Raw genomic sequence first — 16,597 nt, 5'->3', positions numbered from 1 at the left:
CGCGTTACGTGCACGTGGTGGGTGAGTTCCCGATGACGGTGACCGGCAAGGTCCGCAAGGTCGAGATGCGCGAAGAAGCGCGCCGCCTCCTCGACCTGTAGCGCGCCGGGGACCCGGAATACCGCAGCCATCGGGTGACGGATTGCTGCGGTATTCCGGGTCCTCCCGGGCGTTCCTCGGTGGGGTGGCGGGTCGACAACGCCACCCCGATCACTCATCCGCGGAGTTTTTCCAGCTCTGCGGCGTCTTCGGCGCCGAAGCGATCTTCGAGGGCCTCCGGTTCGGCGTCGACGTCGATCTGGGCGAGCGGCATGCCCCTGGCGCTGGAGATCGCGCCGAGGCGCCGGGTCGCGCGATCCGAGGCGTAGGCGGTGAGCTCGTCCTTGTCGAGCGCGAACGGCAGCTCCTCGGGGGCGTCCGCCGGCTTCCACTGCACCTGCGCGATGGCGTGCGGGAGCAGCGTGGCCATCTGGTCCTCGACCACCGACCAGTTGCTCTCGTCGGCGGCCACGTGCCTGCGGCAGGTGAAGGTGCCCCAGGCCATGTGCCTGCGCTCGTCGTCGCCGATGCGCTTGATGACCTGCTGCATGCCCGGCAGGATCCCCCGGCTCACGCAGATCTTGTGCCAGGCGTAGTAGCCGGTGAGCGCGAGGGTCCCCTCCACCACGTGGTTGTAGGTGACCGAGGCGCGGACCTGGTTCTCGGGGCTGGGGTCGGTGTGCAGCGCCTGCAGCGTCTCGGGCAGGGCCTTGTAGAAGATCTCCCGGTAGCCGGGGTTCTCGGCGACGTACTCGTGCAGGTCCTCGGTGAGCCCGACGGCGTCCATCCAGAGCCGGAACACCTGGGTGTGCTTGGCCTCCTCGAAGCAGAACTGCGTCAGGTACATCTCGTCGCCGAAGCGCCCCTCGGCGGCCATCGCGGCCATGAACGGCTGGAGGTCCTGGGTGACGGCTTCTTCCCCGGCGATGAACTGCGCGCACAGCCCGGCCACGCCGCGCTTCTCGTCGTCGTCGAGGCGCTGCCAGTCCTCGGCGTCCTGGCTGAAGTCGATGTCGGCGGGGTTCCAGAACTTCGCGTTGCCCTTGGTGAACAGTCGCAGCGGGAGCGATTCCCAGTTCAGGCCGTGGGCTCGCAGGGAGTGGAAGCTCTCGCGCTGGGCGGGGTGCGTGCTCGTCATTGAACGACTCCAGCTCGCCGGGATGTGAGGTGCGTTACTCCCAGTTTCGGTACTGGACAGTTTCGCGTCAAGGCCGGTCCGAACGTGTCCGTAAGGTGAAGATGATGGACGAGAGCAGCGCACTCACGGTCGGTTTCGACCTGGACATGACCCTGATCGACCCGCGGCCCGGCATGGTCCGCGCCTTCGACGCCCTCAACGAGGAGTTCGGCACCGAGCTCGACGGGGAGCACTTCGCCGCACACCTCGGGCCGCCGCTCGAGGACGTGCTGCGCGGTTACGGCTTCGACGAGCCGATGGTCAAGCGCCTCGCCGCCCACTTCCGCTCGATCTACCCGACCGTCGTGATCGACGAGACGGTCGCGCTGGCCGGGGCGGCCGAAGCCCTGGAGGCCGTGCGCGCCGCCGGTGGCCGGACGCTGGTGGTCACCGGCAAGTACGAGCCCAACGCCGCGCTGCACCTCAAAGCCCTGGGCTGGACCGTCGACCGGCTCGCCGGCGGCGTGTTCGGCGCGGGCAAGGGCGAGGTGCTGCTGGCCGAGGGCGCCGACATCTACGTGGGCGACCACTACGGCGACATCGTCGGCGGCCACACCGCCGGGGCGATCGCGGTGGGCGTGGCGACTGGGCCCTACTCGGCCGCCGAGCTCAGCGACGCCGGTGCCGACGTGGCGCTGGACGACCTATCCGGATTCCCCGCCTGGCTGGCGACCCGGGTCTGAGAACCGTCCGCGGCGGTGCGAGCCGAGCCACGCACCTACCGTCGGGCGCGGACCACGGTCGCGATCACGCCGAAGATCAACCCGGCCGGGCACAGCAGTGCGACGATGCTGATCCACGCCGGCAGGTCTTGATGGCCGGTCGCGAAGAGCGCGAAGATCAAGACGATGGCCAGCAGACCGATGCCGAACATCGCGATCGAGATCGGGAGGACTGCGGATCTTGGTGAGCTGCTCGCCATGTGAGCAGCGTATTCACACCAATGCTGTGGCCGGCAACCGGCCTCGGCCCATAAGGATGGGTGATTTGGTCCACCTTCGCGGTACGCTTGGTGGGACGCGTCCCGGCGCGCGCACCTGCGTGGCGTTAACGGGGCGCTTTCGTCGTGACGGGGCTGTTGCCGCGTCGCGGTGGGAAGAACGGCAGGGAGATCGTGACCCGGTCAACGGGTCAGCGCATTCGACAGGGAACGGTGAGGACAGTGCCGACCGGCAGGGTCAAGTGGTTCGACTCGGACAAGGGCTTCGGCTTCCTGACCCAGGATGGCGGGGAGGACGTGTACGTGCGTTCCTCCGCGTTGCCATCTGGTGTGGATGCGCTCAAGACCGGCCAGCGCGTCGACTTCGACATGGCGCAGGGCCGACGCGGCCCGCAGGCGTTGAAGGTCAAGTTACTGGACCCGCTGCCCTCGGTCACCGAGGCGCGCCGACGTCCCGCCGATGAGTTGCACGGCATGGTCGAGGACATGATCAAGCTCCTCGAGCTCAAGGTTCAGCCGGACCTGCAGCGAGGCCGCTACCCCGACCGCAAGACCGCCAAGCGCATCGGTGAGGTCGTCCGAGCGGTCGCGCGGGAACTCGATCCCGGCGGCAACTGATCGGTCTGCGCAGGAGCGACCCGCGGTCGTCCGAGCGAAGCCGTGCAGGAAGCGGAATCTGACACGCCTTCTGGGCCGGGAGCCGGTGCACGGGTCGGCTGTCCGCCCCGGAGGACGTGTCAGAACCCGCGGGGGCACCGGGGTGCGGACGAACCACCTCCGGTGCTCGCCCGACGTGCCTCACTGCTTGACGTTGAGGACCCAGCTGCCGCCGATGCCGAAATCGACCCCGCCGTCGGCGCCCTGGCTCAGGACCGCTGAGAACTGCTGGACCTCGACGTGCTCGATGCGGGCGCCGTCCGGCGGCAGTTGCAGCGTGTAGGAGTGGCGCGAGTCCGGGGTGAACACCGGGCTGCGGCCGTCGAGCTCCTGGCCGTTGAGCCCGCGGTACAGGAAGACCACCTGCCACGGGGCGCTGGCGACCTCCGCCGGCACCGAGATCTGCAGCGGGTCGCGATCGACCATGCGCAGCTCACCGACAGCCTCCGGCTTCGGGGGCGAGCACTCCTGACCGGTCGGGTCGCAGTACTGGGCGGCCTCGACCGCCACCGCGTCGCCGTGCGAGTAGAAGGTCACCTGCGGTTGGCTGGGGGAGGAGCAGCCGGCGGCGAGCCCGACGGCGGCCACCACCAGCAGCGGCTTCAGTCCACGATGCACGGCCAGAGCTTACGACCCGGCACTCGAACGGGCGGTGGCCGGTGCGCCCGCCGAACGTCTCCGCCGCCGCGACAGCGCCCGCAGCGGGATCGCCGGGACCAGCGTGCCGCCGCGCCCGCGCAGGATCGTCTGCGCCAGGACCAGTGCCAGCAGCGCGGCGATCACCACGAACCCGATCCAGTACACCGGTGGCAGCAGCACGCCGAGCGCGCCGCCGAAGACCCAGCTCAGCTGCAGGATCGTTTCCGATCGGCCGAACGCCGAGGCTCGGGAAGCCTCCGGCATGTCGCGCTGGATGACCGCGTCCAAGCAGACCTTGGCCAGCGCGGAGGCGGTCGCCCCGACCAGGCCGACGATCACCGCCAGCGGCAGACCGGCCAGCACCGCGGCGCAGGTCGCCACGGCGAGCGCGGCGCCCAGGCAGCTGATGATCAACCGGTCCGGTTTCTCGAAGGTCATCCGCGAACCCAGGCCGTTGCCCAGGAAGCTGCCGACCCCGGCCGCGCCGCCGACCAGGCCCAGCAGCACCAGCTGCATGGCCGGTTCGTGCTGGGTGTCGTGCTTGATCACGAACGCGGCGAACAGCGTCAGGAAACCGGTCAGCACCCGGATCCCGCCGTTGCCCCACAGCGCCACCACGACGTGACCGGTCAGCGGCACCTTGCGGGAACGCCCAGGATCGCCTAGCGAGGTCTGCACCTCGCCCTCGGTGCTCTCCACCCAGCCCGGGATCCGCAGGCACAGCCACACTCCGGCGGCCGCCATCGCGGCCATGAACCACAGCGCGCCCTCCGACCCCCACAACCAGGCGAAGCCGGACGCGATCGCGCCGAACACCCCGCCCGCGGCCAGGCCGAAGGCGGTGAGCCGCGAGTTGGCCTTGGTCAGCGTGATCTGGCCGGGCAGCACCCGAGGCGTCATCGCTGCTTTGAGCACGCCGAAGGACTTCGACAGCACCATGCAGCCCAGCGCCGCGGGATAGAGCAGCCAGCTGTTGAAGTTCAGCGCCATCACGGCGGCCAGCACCACGCGCACCGCGAACGACGCCGCCAGCGCCAGCCGCCTGCCCTGCTGCAACCGGTCCAGCGCGGGGCCGATCACCGGCGCGATCACCGCGAACGGGGCGACCGTGATCAGCAGGTAGAGCGCGACCTTGTCCTTGCTCTCGGCCGTGGCCGCGGAGAAGAACAGCGTGTTGGCCAGCGCGACGGCCATCGCCGCGTCGACCGCGTAGTTGCCCATCCACGCGTAGGTGAACTTGGCCAGCCCGGACCGGTCGGCACCGTCGGCGTGGGCCAGCGAGAAGAACAGCCGCACCATCCGCTGGGTCAGGTCCCGGCTGCGCCACGCGGCGACCCGGGTGACCGTCAGCTTCTTCGGCGGCGGCGCGCTCCGGGACCGCTCGGGCTCGGGCTCCTCCTCGTCGGGCGCTGCGGAGTGGTCCTCGGGCAGCGGCGGCAGCGGACACGTCCCACCACCGCGCGAGCGGTCGTAGTCGGGGTCCTCCTGCCAGGGATAACGGCGCTCGTCGGCGTCCTGGGACGGCGGTTCGAACCGCTGGCCGGACCGCTGCTGGTCGCTGTACCAACCCCGCTTCCCGCGCTGCCCGGCGCCCCAGCCCGGCCGGCCTCGCGGCTCGTCCGAGTGCTGGTCACGTCCACGCATCCCCATGCCGGCCATCCTGCACCACCTCCTCTCGCCCGGACCGGGTTGCGGCGAGCCACGTTCTGGTCTCAGCCGCAACGCCCTCACGAATAAGGAGGCGGAAACCCGCCCAGAAATACAGCTGGACACGATCAGGCGACAAAATAGAGGTCTAGATCACTCGCTCTAGCGACCGCCGGGCACGAAGCGGACCCGGAACATCGACGGCCAGTTCTTCCCGGTGATCAGGAACTCGTCGGTGCCGGGCACGGCCGCGATGCCGTTGAGCACGTCGGTCCCGGCCCGCTGCTCGGGCGGCAGCAACCCCTCGGCGTCCACGGCCGCCGTGACCTGCCCGTTCGCCGGATCGATCCGCAGGATCTCGTCGCTGCCCCACACGTTGGCCCACACCTGGCCGCCGACGCACTCCAGCTCGTTGAGCTCCTCGACGGGCGAGCCCTCCCGGGTCACCGACACCTCGCCGACCTGCGCGAACGTCGCCGGGTCGCGGAAGGTCAGCTCGTCGCTGCCGTCGCTCATCACCAGTCGCCGCCCGTCGAAGCACAACCCCCATCCCTCGCCCGGGTACTCCACTCGGCGCAGTTCGCGGAGGCTCTCGCGATCTCGCTCGAAAGCAACCCCTTCCTGCCAGGTGAGCTGCCATATACGGTCACCCGTGACGGTGATCCCCTCACCGAAGAACTCGGCGGGCAGCCGGACCTCGTGCCGCACCGAACCGCTCAGCGGGTCGGCCGCGCGCAACGCCGAGGAGCCGCGCAGGCCGGTGCCTTCGTAGAGGGTCTCACCTGCGATTTCCAGGCCCTGAGTGAACGAGGAGCGGTCGTGCGGGAGCACGTTGATCACCTCGACTCGAAGGTGTGGCAGGCTTCCCGCGTGCCCTACGCCCTGATCGGTTTGCTCGCGGTCGTCCTGGCCGTCGTGCTGCGCTGGTACCTGCGGCGCACACGCAACCCCGACTCCGATGGTGAGCAGCACGCCGCACAAGAGACGTCCAGTCTGAGCAAGTCGCACCCCGAAAGCTTGACACGCCCGATCACTCCGAGTGCTGCTCCGCTCCGCATCAGCGGTCCTGCGGCCTCCGCAGCGACACAGCCGACTGCGGCGTCGAGCGCGTACGGCACAATCGAGCATGTGACGCCTATGCCTGCTCCGATGACCAGCCCAGGCGCGGATGCCCCGTACGACGACGCCGGGCAGCCTGCGGCCGAGCCGTTGAACCCGGAGCTCGCGGCGGCCGAGGACGTCGCCCGAGCTGCTGCGGAGGACGAGGCCCGCCCTGGTGACGACCCGATCGGCTCGCCGGTCCTGACGCTGGACACCACGGGGGACGACGTCGCCGAGAGCACGTCCTCCCCGGTGGGCGCGCACGTCGGCGTCGAGCCCGAGGGGCCGCACGCCGTCACGCACTACTTCGAGTCGAACTACCCCGGTTACGTCGGCTGGCGCTGGGCCGTGACGGTCGCCAGCGTCGGCCGGGGCGAGCCGGTGACGGTCAGCGAGGTCGTGCTGCTGCCCGGTCCCACAGCGCTGACGGCGCCGGACTGGGTGCCGTGGCGCGACCGCGTCCAGCCGGGCGACCTCGGTGCCGGTGATCTGCTGCCGACCAGCCCGGACGACCCGCGACTGGCTCCCGGCCACCTGACCAGCGACGACGAGCAGTTCGGCGACGTCGCCAAGGAGGTCGGTCTCGGCCGCAAGCGGGTGCTCAGCTTCGAGGGCCGCACGGACGCGGCCGAGCGCTGGTACTCCGGCGACTTCGGTCCGGGCGCCGACGCCGCGAAGCTCGCGCCCGCGGCCTGCGGGACCTGCGGCTTCTTCCTGAAGCTGTCCGGTTCGATGGGCGGCGAGTTCGGCGTCTGCGCCAACGAGTTCGCCCCGGCCGACGGCCGCGTGGTCAGCGTCGAGTTCGGTTGCGGCGCGCACTCCGAGGTCGACGTGGACGTCTCGTCCACCGTCCCGGTCGCCGAGATCGTCTACGACGACGCCACGCTGGAGTTCGAACCGCGCGGCACGGAGCGCGGGTGAGCGAGCCGGACCGCTTCGGCGCGGTCGGACTGCGGCGCGCAGTGTTGCAGTCCTGGGAGACCTCGCCGACCAGGTTCCGGGAAGACGCCAACGCCGAAGAGGACCTGCGCCTCGGCGGCTACCGCGAACGCCTGCTGGTCGAGCTCGCCCAGAACGCGGCCGACGCCGCGGGCTCCGACGGTGTGCTGAGCGTCGAGCTCGTCGACGACGAGCTGCGGGTGGCCAACACCGGTGCTCCGCTGACCGCCGAAGGCGTGGCCGCGCTGGCCTCGCTGCGCGCGTCGGCCAAGCGCGACGGTGCCTCGGTCGGCCGCTTCGGCGTCGGGTTCGCCGCCGTGCTCGCGGTGTCCGAGGAACCCAGCGTGCTGTCGACCTCGGGCGGTGTGGCGTTCTCCGCCGAGCGCACCCGCCAGGCCGCCGCGCAGCTGCCCGGACCGGCCGAGGAGCTGTCCCGCCGCGAAGGCGCCGTTCCGGTGCTGCGGCTGCCGTGGGAGGTCGACGGCTCCCCGCCGGAGGGGTTCACCACCGAGGTCCGGCTGCCGCTGCGCTCCGAAGTGGGCGCGACCGCGCTGCTGGACTCGTGCACCGACCAGGTTCCCGGGCTGCTGCTGGCGCTGCCCGCGCTGAGCGAGATCCGGATCGGTCGCCAGACCTGGCGCCGCATCGACGAGGACACCGACCGCGTCGTGGTGCACGGCCCGTCGCGCAGCGATCGCTGGCTGGTGCACCGCGCGTCCGGTGCGTTGAGCCAGTCGGTGCTGGCCGGCCTGGGCGCCGAGAGCCGTTCGACCGCGCAGTGGCAGGTCACCTGGGCCGTTCCGCTGGATTCCGAGGGCGTGCCGATCCCGCTGGCCGAGGACGTGCTGCACAGCCCGACCCCGACCGAGGAGCGGCTGTCGCTGCCCGCGCGGCTGCTGGCCAGCGTTCCCGTCGAGGCGGACCGGCGTCGCGCGGCGGCCTCGCCCGCCACCGACGAGGTGCTGACCTTCGCCGCCGAGTGCTACCCGGCGCTGGTCGACAAGCTCCCCGGCGAGCACCGGACCGCGCTGGTGCCGCTACCGGGATTCCCGCTGTCCGATGTGGACGACAAGCTGCGGCAGGGCGTCAACGACCGGCTGCGGGTCTCGGCCTGGCTGCCGGGAGCGGGGGACAAGCCGGTCGCGCCGCTGGAAGCCCGCGCGCTGGAGCACGTCTCGTCCGAGCTGGTGGAGCTGCTCGACGACGTCGTGCCGGGTCTGCTGGACCCGCAGCTCTCCGACGCCCGGCATCGCCGTTCGCTGCACGCCCTGGAGGTCCGCAGGCTCGGCGCCGCCGAGATCGTCGAGGCCGTCACCGGGCTGGGGCGCGAACCGCGCTGGTGGTACCGGCTCTACGAGGCCTTGGCGCCGTTCGAGGAATCCGATCCGCAGGCCCGCGAGGCGTTCACCGCGCTGCCGGTTCCGCTGGCCGACGGCCGCACCGTCAGCGGTGTGCGCGACGTGCTGCTCAGCCACCCGGAGAGCGATCTCGACCCGGCCGCGCTGCTGTCCACCTTGGACATCTCGGGCCTGCGCATCGCGCATCCCGAGGCCACCCACCCGCTGCTGGAGAAGCTCGGCGCGCATCCGGCGGGACCGGCCGAACTGCTCGACGCCCCGCCGCTGGCGGAGGCCGTGCGCAGCAGCGTGTCCGACGCGCTGGCCGGTGTCGACGTGCGTCCGCTGGCCGAGGCCGTGCTGAAGCTGGTCGAGGAGTCCCGGTCGCGCGACTGGCTCGGCGCGCTGGCGCTGCCCGACGACGAGGGCGATTTCCGCCGCGCCGACGAACTCCTGCTGCCCGAGGCGGCGCTGCTGTCGGTCATCGACACCGAGCACCTCGGCGAGGGAGCTCCGCTGGCGGTGCTCGACGACGAGGTCGCGCAGCGCTGGCCGACCGAACTGCTGACCTCCATCGGTGTCCTGGACGGCTTCGGCGTGCACGTCGAGGACGATCCCGTGGAGGCGGACGAGAAGTTCCCCGACGCGCACCAGTGGTGGGCCGAGCAGGAGGCCGACCGGCCCGAGGAGTGGCCGCCGGCCCGCTTCGTCGGCATCCGCGACCTGGACCTCGTCGCCGACGACGCGTGGCCCGAGGCGATCAGCCTGCTCACCCGGGACCCGGAGACGCTGCGCGCGCTGCGCGAACCGCACAGCTACTCGGCCTGGTGGATCGCCCGCTGCGCGCTCATCGAAGGACACCCGCCGCGGCACTGGCGGTTGCCCGACGCCGACGAGCTCGCCGGTGTCTACGACCCGGTGCCGGACGTCGACCTGGACGCCGAGGCGCTGCGGTTGGCCGGTGTCCGCGCCGAGCTGCGCATCGACGACGGTGAGGACGCCGAAGATGTGCTGGAACGCCTCGGCGACCCGGACCGCGCGATCCGCGCGGGAACGGCGTTGCGGGCCCATCAGGCGTTGAGCGAGGCCGTGGCCTCGGGCGTGGTCGATCCGTCCGAGCTGGATCCGCCGGAGATGGTGCGGTCGGTGTCGGGCGCGGTGGTGAGCACCGGTCGCGCGGTCGTGCTCGACGAGCCGTGGATGCTCGGCGTCATGGACGCTCCGCTGGTCGTCGCGGGTGGCAGCCCGGATCAGTTCGACGCCGAGGCGCTGGCCGAACTGCTCGACCTGCCGCTGGCTTCGGAGGAGAACACGCTGCGCGTGCCCGATCCGGGGCGCACGCAGCGCTGGTCCGAGGTCGCCCGGGTCGCCTCCAGCTGCGAGCTGCTGGGCATCGAGGTCCCGGAGGGCGAGATCGCCCTGCACGACAAGCTGCGCGTCCAGGCGTCGACGGGTGAGCACCAGGTCCACTGGTGGGTCGAGCACACCGGCAAGGTCCACTCCGAGCGCACCCCGGACGGCTTGGCCAGGGCCCTGGCCTGGGCCACCGGGTCGTGGTCGCACCGATTCGCCTTGGCGGCCCTGCTGGCGGACCCGGAAGCGACGACCCTGCTGCGCTAGCCGCGCGGACCTGACCGGGTCGGTGGGCGAGGCTGCGGGCGGACAGGTGACGGTTCTGGTCCGCACCGTCCAGGATCGAAGTCCTCTTCGTCCGGTCGGTTCGGACGACAACCGCCCACGGGCTCAGGTGTCGAGACCGGAAAGGCCTTGCCAGGAGCCTCGGGAGCCGCGGCGGGCGGCGCTGCGCTGCCAGCGGAAGACGCCGTAGCCGATGATGCCGAGCGTGGTGCCCGCGATGCAGGTGAAGAACTCGACTCCGACGGCACCGTCGGCGAGGTCGCGCCATCCGAACAGCACGACACCCGCGAACCACAGGGCGGTGCCGAACAGCAGCACCGGCGTCGGATCCGCGAGCCTGCGCGGCAGTGACGGAACCGTTCGGTGCGCCGGGTCGGAGGGGGCGGGTTCGCCGTCTTGTACCACGTCAGGCAGGCTACTCCCGGTAGTAACGGCCCGCGCACAGGCCACCGTGATTGGAAAGTTCGAATGGTGGAGAGAACCGAGAGCAAGTCTTCGATGCTGGATCGCTACTTCAAGATCAGCGAGCGCGGATCCAGCGTTGGCCGAGAGGTTCGGGGTGGCCTGGTCACCTTCGTGACCGTCGCCTACATCATCGTGCTCAACCCGTTGATCCTCGGCAGCGATTCGCCGACCGACGCCGGTGCCAAGCACGACGTCCTGGGCAACATCCTGCCCATCCCGCAGGTCGCGGCGGCCACCGCGCTGGTCGCGGGCGTCATGACCATCCTGTTCGGACTCATCGCGAACTACCCGTTCGCCATCGCCACCGGCCTGGGCATCAACACCCTGCTGGCCGTGACGATCGCGCCCCAGGTGACCTGGCCGGAGGCCATGGGCCTGGTCGTGGTCGACGGCATCGTGATCCTGATCCTGGTCGCCACCGGGTTCCGCACCGCCGTGTTCAACGCGGTGCCCGCCGATCTCAAGGCCGCGATCGCGGTCGGCATCGGCATGTTCATCACCTTCGTCGGCCTGGTCGACTCCGGGTTCGTGCGCCGCCTGCCGGACGAGGCCGACACGACGGTCCCGGTGGGTCTGGGCATCGACGGTTCGATCGCCTCCTGGCCGACCGCGGTGTTCGTCTTCGGCCTGGTGCTGACCTCGATCCTGGTGGCCCGCAAGGTTCGCGGCGGCATCCTGATCAGCGTCGTGGTCACCACGACCCTGTCGATCATCGTCGAGTCGATCTTCCACGCCGGGTCCTCCAGCGACGCCGGCGCGACCGGCTGGAGCCTGGGCTACCCGGCGCTGCCGGACCAGATCGCCGGTCTGCCGGACCTGTCGCTGGTCGGAGACATCTCCTTCGGCGCTTTCACCCGGTTGCCCGCGCTGGCCGCGGCGATGCTGGTGTTCACCCTGGTCCTGGCGAACTTCTTCGACGCCATGGGCACGATGACCGGTCTCGGCAAGGAAGCCGATCTGACCGACAAGGAGGGCAACCTCCCCGGCATCGGCAAGGCGCTGGCCGTCGAGGGCCTGGGCGCGGTCGCCGGTGGTGCGGGTTCGGCGAGCTCCAACACGGTGTTCGTGGAGTCGGCCTCCGGCATCGCCGACGGCGCCCGCACGGGTCTGGCCAACGTGGTGACCGGTCTGCTGTTCCTGGGCGCGATGTTCTTGACCCCGCTCTACCAGGTGGTTCCGGTCGAGGCCGCCGCTCCGGCGCTGGTCGTGGTGGGCGCGATGATGCTGTCGCAGATCCGCCAGATCGACCTGTCGGACTTCACGATGGCGCTGCCGGCGTTCCTGACGATCGCGGTCATGCCCTTCACCTACTCGATCGCCAACGGCATCGGTGCCGGGTTCGTCAGCTACGTGCTGCTGCGCACCTTCACCGGCAAGGCCCGCGAGGTGCACCCGCTGATGTGGGTGGTGGCCGCGGCCTTCGTGCTCTACTTCGCCTCGGGTCCGCTGAGCAGCCTGCTCGGCATCTGATCCCGCTCGAAGAGGCACCCGCGTCCCGGAATCCTGGGACGCGGGTGCCTCTTTTCGCGCTCCGGGCGGAGATCGCGCCAGGCCTCTTGGCGCGCGGCGAGTCTCCTTCATCCCAAATACGCCATGCCGGGGCTCGGGCTGGCTAAGGTATGCCACCACTGGTCGAGAGATCAGTTTGTCCGAATTCCCGAGATAGTTTGGTAGACTAACGACGTGTCCGATATCGCGGAACGGGAACGCACCCTGGCGAGCCGGCTGCGGCTCGCGGTCGTTCGCCTCAACCGGCGGTTGCGCGCGCAGCGAGCCGACTCGGCCCTCACGCTGTCCCAGCTGTCAGCGCTGTCCTGCCTGCACAAGGCCGGATCGATGACCCCGGGCGAACTGGCGGCCAAGGAGGGTGTCCAGCCACCATCGATGACCAGGGTCATCGCGGCGCTGGAGGACAACGGGCTGGTGGTCCGGCGGGCTCATCCCACCGACGGCCGGCAGGCCATCGTCGAGGTGACCGAGTCCGGCCAGGCCCGCATCGAGGAAGAGGTCACGATCCGCGAGCGCTGGCTGGACCAGCACCTCGCGGAACTGGACGCGGAAGAGCTGGCGGTGCTGTCGCGCGCCGCCGAGATCATCGACCGGTTGGCCAGTCGATGAGGGAGCACTGAGAGGCGGTACGCGGAAGCGTGGTTGACCAAGCTCGAAGGTCTGCGGAAGACGAAGACTCCGAAGACCCGGTCAACCGCCGCACCCGGTCCGCGACGGACCGGAACGCGAGCATGTTCCGCTCGCTGCGCGAGCGCAACTACCGCTACTACGCGTCCGGTCAGGTCGTCTCGCTGACCGGGACCTGGATGCAGCGGGCCGCGCAGGACTGGCTCGTGCTCGAACTCTCCGGAGGTAGCCCGGCCGCGCTCGGCTTGGCGGTCGCGCTGCAGTTCCTCCCCACCCTCGCGCTCACGCTGTGGGCGGGTGTGTTCGCCGACCGGTTCGACAAGCGCAAGATCCTGATCGTCACGCAAAGCGCCCTGGGGCTCTGCGGCTTCGCGCTGGGGACGCTCGACGTGAGCGGGATCGTCGTCCTCTGGCACGTCTACGTGCTGTGCTTCGTGCTCGGCTGCTTCTCGGCTGTGGACGCGCCGGTGCGGCAGTCCTTCGTGGTGGAGATGGTCGGACCCGCGCAGCTGACCAACGCCGTCGCGCTGAACTCGATGACCTTCAACCTGGCCCGCATCGTCGGGCCCGCGATCGCCGGGCTGGCCATCACCGCGGTCGGCACCGGCTGGGTGTTCCTGGCCAACGGGCTCAGCTCGGTGGCCGTGGTGGCGGGCCTGCTGCTGATGGACACCGCCCTGCTGCACCGGGCCAGAGCCGTGGGCAAGGAGCGCGGCCAGCTCCGGGCCGGCCTGCGCTACGTGCGCGGCCGCCCGGACCTGGTGGTGGTCATGGTGCTGATGTTCTGCGTAGGCACCTTCGGGATGAACTTCGAGAACACCTTCGCCGTGATGGCCCGCAACGTCTTCGGCCGCGACGCCGACGGCTACGGCATCCTCATCACGATGCTCGCGGTGGGAACGCTGACCGGCGCGACGCTGGCCGCCCGCCGCAGCGGCAAGCCCGGTTCCCGGCTGCGGCTGATGCTCGTCGGCGCGGGCGTGTTCGGCGCGCTGGAGGCGGTGGCCGGGCTGATGCCGACCTACTGGCTGTTCGCCGCGTGCCTGGTCCCCGTCGGTGTCGCGGTCATGACCTTCACGACCAGCGCGAACTCGACGGTGCAGCTGGCCGTCGAGCCGACCATGCGTGGTCGGGTGATGGGCCTCTACATGCTGCTGTTCATGGGCGGCAAGCCGCTCGGGGGTCTGGCCTCGGGCTGGCTGGCGGAGGTCTTCGGCCCGCGCTGGCCGCTCGTGCTCGGCGGGCTGCTCTCGCTCGCGGCCGCCATCGGTGGCGCCGTGGCGCTGTCGCAGCAGCGCAAGAAGGGGTTGATCCGGCCGAAAGGTTAGGCTAACCTAATACGCGTCCGCTTCGTGGTGGGAGCGGTAGTCAGTTCGGGAACAGATCGAGCCCCGGCCTCCTTCGGGAGACCGGGGCTCGATCATTACCGGCGGCAAGAACTTGTCGGAGCACCCACCGCCGAGTCTTCGAGTCCAGGATTTCAGTGGAAATCCGGTTCCCGATCTCCACTGCAATCCGGTCAGGCCGTGGGCAGGCGCAGGCCGTTGAGGCCCTTGCGGGCGTCGTCGAAGCGCTTGGCGACCTCGTCCCAGTTGACGACGTTCCACAGCTGCTTGACGTAGTCGGCCTTCACGTTGCGGTACTGCAGGTAGTAGGCGTGCTCCCAGATGTCGAACACCAGCAGGGGAGTGGTGGTGATCGACAGGTTCGAGTGGTGGTCGCGCAGCTGCTGGGTGATCAGCCGCTGACCGACCGGGTCCCACGCCAGCACGCCCCAGCCGTTGCCCTGGATCGTGGTCGACACGGCCTCCATCTGGGCGCGGAACTTGTCGAACGAGCCGAAGTCCTGGTCGATGGCCGCGGCCAGCTCGCCCGTCGGCTTGTCGCCGCCGTCCGGGGACAGGATCTTCCACCACACCAGGTGCATCGAGTGCCCGGCGAGGTTGAACGCCAGCGTCGTCTCCAGGCCGACGATCGAGGAGAAGTCGTTGTTGTCGCGGGCCTCGGCGATCTTGGCGATCGTGTCGTTCGCGCCCTTGACGTAGGTGGCGTGGTGCTTGCTGTGGTGCAGCTCGTTGATCTCCCCGGAGATCGCCGGCTCCAACGCCGCGTAGTCGTAGTCCAACTCCGGCAGCACGTACTCGGGCACCGAAGTCTCCCTCCGTAGTCGACACCTTCTGGTTGTTGCCACCCTATGGCAATTGAAGAGGTGTGGCCACAGGCGTCCTGCGGAGTGTCAGCGGATCGGCCAGGTGTGGACCGGATCGCCGTTGTCGGCGAGCTCGATGTAGCGGCGGAGCATGCTCGTCAGCGCGGAGTGCCGATCGGCGCCCTCGGACTCCAGGTGCGCGACCACGTCCCGCTGCCAGCTCGCGCCGTTCTGCCTGGCCAGCGAACGCTGCTCGATGACCCCGAGGTAGCGGGTGCGGGCCTCGTCGGAGACGCCGCAGGCCCGCAGGCCCTCGTGAGCCATCGGGAGCAGGCGGCGCAGGACGAGTTCGTCCGGCGTGACCCAGCCCGAACCCGGCCAGTAGAGGTGCGCGTCGAAACCGTGCCGGGCGCCCGCGTAGAAGTTCTCCTCGGCAGCGGCGAACGACATCTGCGTCCAGAGCGGACGGTCCTGTTCGGTCAGCGCGCGCTGGGCGCCGTAGAAGAACATCGCGTTCGCGACGATGTCGACCACTGACGGGCCCGCGGGCAGGACTCGGTTCTCGATCCGGAGATGGGGGACGCCTTCCACCAGGTCGTAAACCGGGCGGTTCCAGCGCCAGATGGTGCCGTTGTGCAGGCGCAGCTCGTTGAGCTTCGGGGCACGGCCGTTGTCCAGCGCGGCCACCGGGTCCTCTTCCTCGGGTTCGGGCAGCAGCGCGGGGAAGTAGCGGACGTTCTCCTCGAACAGGTCGAAGATCGAGGTGATCCACCGCTCGCCGAACCACACCCTGGGCCGCACGCCCTGGTTGCGCAGTTCCGTCGGGCGGGTGTCGGTGGCCTGCAGGAACAGCGGGATGCGCGTCTCGTGCCAGAGCGCCTTGCCCAGCAGGAACGGCGAGTTCGCGCCGATCGCGACCTGCACCCCCGCCAGGCACTGCGCCGCGTTCCAGTGCGCGGCGAAGTCCTCCGGCGCGACCTGCAGGTGCAGCTGCACCGAGGTGCACGCCGACTCCGGGGCGATCGAGTCCGCGTAGGAGCGGAGCCGTTCCGAGCCGCCGTCGGCCAGCGGAACGCCCTCCATGTCCAGCAGCATCTCCTCGCCGCGAGCCAGGATGATCTGGTCGTTGAGCACCGAGTAGCGCGGATTGCTCGTCAGCGTGGACGGGTCGAAGTGCAGGCTCTGCAACGTCGGTAAAGCGCCGATCATGGCGATCTTCGCTCCCGCGTCGTGCGCCCCGCCGTCGGCGCGCACCAATGCCGCCCGCACGCCTTCCTCCAGGCGCAGCGCGCTGTCTCCCGCGAGCACGCGCGGTTCGACGTTGAGCTCGATGTTCTGCTGCCCCAACTCGGTGGTGAAAATCGCTTCGCTGATTTTTTCCAGCACCACCGCGTTGTTCATCGACGGCTGCATGTGCTCGTCCACCAAGCACAATTCCATCTCCAGCCCCATCTGTTGATGGGGGAAGGAGAATTCGCCATCGGCCAGCATCCGCGCCAGTGCGTCCAGGCCTCGTTGCATCTTGTTCCGATAGCGTTGCCGATCAATCGGTTTGAAGGATCGATCGTCCACGTGCCGTCCCATGCCGTCTCCCCTTTATCGGCAGCACGTCAGCGCCCAGCGCTGGGGAAACCACCGTGACACATCCCCAACTGGTGAGCCAGCGGCCAATACGGTGTCAGCAGTCACGTCGGTCAGCGCGCTCCAGCCGAAGCGGCATTCAGCCTTTTCGA

Annotated in this window: 15 protein-coding genes; 7 read left to right on the top strand and 8 right to left on the bottom strand. The window is 70.0% G+C overall.

Going from position 1 to position 16,597, the window contains the following annotated elements:
* Nucleotides 1–214: 214 nt before the first annotated feature.
* Complete coding sequence (locus E1202_RS04860) at nt 215–1,177, bottom strand: R2-like ligand-binding oxidase (protein WP_132681326.1); 963 nt, start codon at nt 1,175–1,177, stop codon at nt 215–217.
* A 101-nt stretch (nt 1,178–1,278) separates the two neighbouring features.
* Between E1202_RS04860 and E1202_RS04855 the strand changes: the two genes are divergently transcribed.
* On the top strand, nt 1,279–1,899 hold the full coding sequence (locus tag E1202_RS04855; protein WP_132681325.1) for an HAD family hydrolase: 621 nt from the start codon (nt 1,279–1,281) through the stop codon (nt 1,897–1,899).
* A gap of 35 nt (nt 1,900–1,934) precedes the next feature.
* On the opposite strand, the gene E1202_RS04850 is transcribed toward E1202_RS04855, so the two are convergent.
* Nucleotides 1,935–2,138: a hypothetical protein gene (locus E1202_RS04850; protein ID WP_132681324.1), complete on the bottom strand. Its 204-nt coding sequence runs from the start codon at nt 2,136–2,138 to the stop codon at nt 1,935–1,937.
* A gap of 240 nt (nt 2,139–2,378) precedes the next feature.
* Between E1202_RS04850 and E1202_RS04845 the strand changes: the two genes are divergently transcribed.
* Nucleotides 2,379–2,774, top strand: a complete 396-nt coding sequence (locus E1202_RS04845; protein WP_132677872.1) for a cold-shock protein — start codon at nt 2,379–2,381, stop codon at nt 2,772–2,774.
* 180 nt (nt 2,775–2,954) lie between these two features.
* Here the strand turns inward: E1202_RS04845 and E1202_RS04840 are convergent, their stop codons facing one another.
* The 3 genes from E1202_RS04840 to E1202_RS04830 all read right to left on the bottom strand — a co-directional run bounded on the left by E1202_RS04840 (nt 2,955) and on the right by E1202_RS04830 (nt 6,107).
* Nucleotides 2,955–3,431, bottom strand: a complete 477-nt coding sequence (locus tag E1202_RS04840; RefSeq protein ID WP_132681323.1) for a DUF2771 family protein — start codon at nt 3,429–3,431, stop codon at nt 2,955–2,957.
* Between the two features lie 9 nt (nt 3,432–3,440).
* Nucleotides 3,441–5,102, bottom strand: a complete 1,662-nt coding sequence (locus tag E1202_RS04835; RefSeq protein WP_132681322.1) for an MFS transporter — start codon at nt 5,100–5,102, stop codon at nt 3,441–3,443.
* 159 nt (nt 5,103–5,261) lie between these two features.
* Nucleotides 5,262–6,107: a glutaminyl-peptide cyclotransferase gene (locus E1202_RS04830; RefSeq protein ID WP_235877698.1), complete on the bottom strand. Its 846-nt coding sequence runs from the start codon at nt 6,105–6,107 to the stop codon at nt 5,262–5,264.
* A gap of 141 nt (nt 6,108–6,248) precedes the next feature.
* On the opposite strand from E1202_RS04830, the gene E1202_RS04825 reads away from it, so the two are divergent.
* Nucleotides 6,249–7,121, top strand: a complete 873-nt coding sequence (locus tag E1202_RS04825) for a DUF3027 domain-containing protein (RefSeq protein WP_132681321.1) — start codon at nt 6,249–6,251, stop codon at nt 7,119–7,121.
* Nucleotides 7,118–10,096: an ATP-binding protein gene (locus E1202_RS04820; protein ID WP_132681320.1), complete on the top strand. Its 2,979-nt coding sequence runs from the start codon at nt 7,118–7,120 to the stop codon at nt 10,094–10,096. The genes E1202_RS04825 and E1202_RS04820 overlap by 4 nt, the downstream gene beginning before the upstream one ends.
* A gap of 123 nt (nt 10,097–10,219) precedes the next feature.
* Here E1202_RS04820 and E1202_RS04815 read toward each other — a convergent pair whose 3' ends face one another.
* A complete protein-coding gene (locus E1202_RS04815) occupies nt 10,220–10,519 on the bottom strand; it encodes a DUF2530 domain-containing protein (protein WP_132681319.1) in 300 nt (99 codons plus the stop codon).
* Nucleotides 10,520–10,582: 63 nt separating this feature from the next.
* Here E1202_RS04815 and E1202_RS04810 point away from each other — a divergent pair, with 63 nt between their 5' ends.
* The 3 genes from E1202_RS04810 to E1202_RS04800 all read left to right on the top strand — a co-directional run bounded on the left by E1202_RS04810 (nt 10,583) and on the right by E1202_RS04800 (nt 14,043).
* Nucleotides 10,583–12,049 carry an NCS2 family permease gene (locus tag E1202_RS04810; RefSeq protein WP_132681318.1) on the top strand — a complete coding sequence of 489 codons (1,467 nt, stop codon included), beginning with the start codon at nt 10,583–10,585 and terminating at the stop codon, nt 12,047–12,049.
* Between the two features lie 213 nt (nt 12,050–12,262).
* Nucleotides 12,263–12,697: a MarR family winged helix-turn-helix transcriptional regulator gene (locus E1202_RS04805; RefSeq protein WP_132681317.1), complete on the top strand. Its 435-nt coding sequence runs from the start codon at nt 12,263–12,265 to the stop codon at nt 12,695–12,697.
* A 29-nt stretch (nt 12,698–12,726) separates the two neighbouring features.
* On the top strand, nt 12,727–14,043 hold the full coding sequence (locus tag E1202_RS04800; RefSeq protein WP_408006082.1) for an MFS transporter: 1,317 nt from the start codon (nt 12,727–12,729) through the stop codon (nt 14,041–14,043).
* A 191-nt stretch (nt 14,044–14,234) separates the two neighbouring features.
* Here the strand turns inward: E1202_RS04800 and E1202_RS04795 are convergent, their stop codons facing one another.
* Together E1202_RS04795 and E1202_RS04790 are read right to left on the bottom strand one after the other, a co-directional pair.
* Nucleotides 14,235–14,864, bottom strand: coding sequence for a superoxide dismutase (locus E1202_RS04795; RefSeq protein WP_132681315.1), 630 nt, complete (start codon nt 14,862–14,864; stop codon nt 14,235–14,237).
* 87 nt (nt 14,865–14,951) lie between these two features.
* Complete coding sequence (locus E1202_RS04790; RefSeq protein ID WP_132681314.1) at nt 14,952–16,448, bottom strand: glutamate-cysteine ligase family protein; 1,497 nt, start codon at nt 16,446–16,448, stop codon at nt 14,952–14,954.
* Nucleotides 16,449–16,597 lie beyond the last annotated feature (149 nt).

This window comes from Saccharopolyspora karakumensis (genome assembly GCF_004349225.1).
Taxonomy (GTDB): Bacteria; Actinomycetota; Actinomycetes; order Mycobacteriales; family Pseudonocardiaceae; genus Saccharopolyspora; species Saccharopolyspora endophytica.
This window is presented reverse-complemented; position numbering and strand designations above follow the sequence as displayed.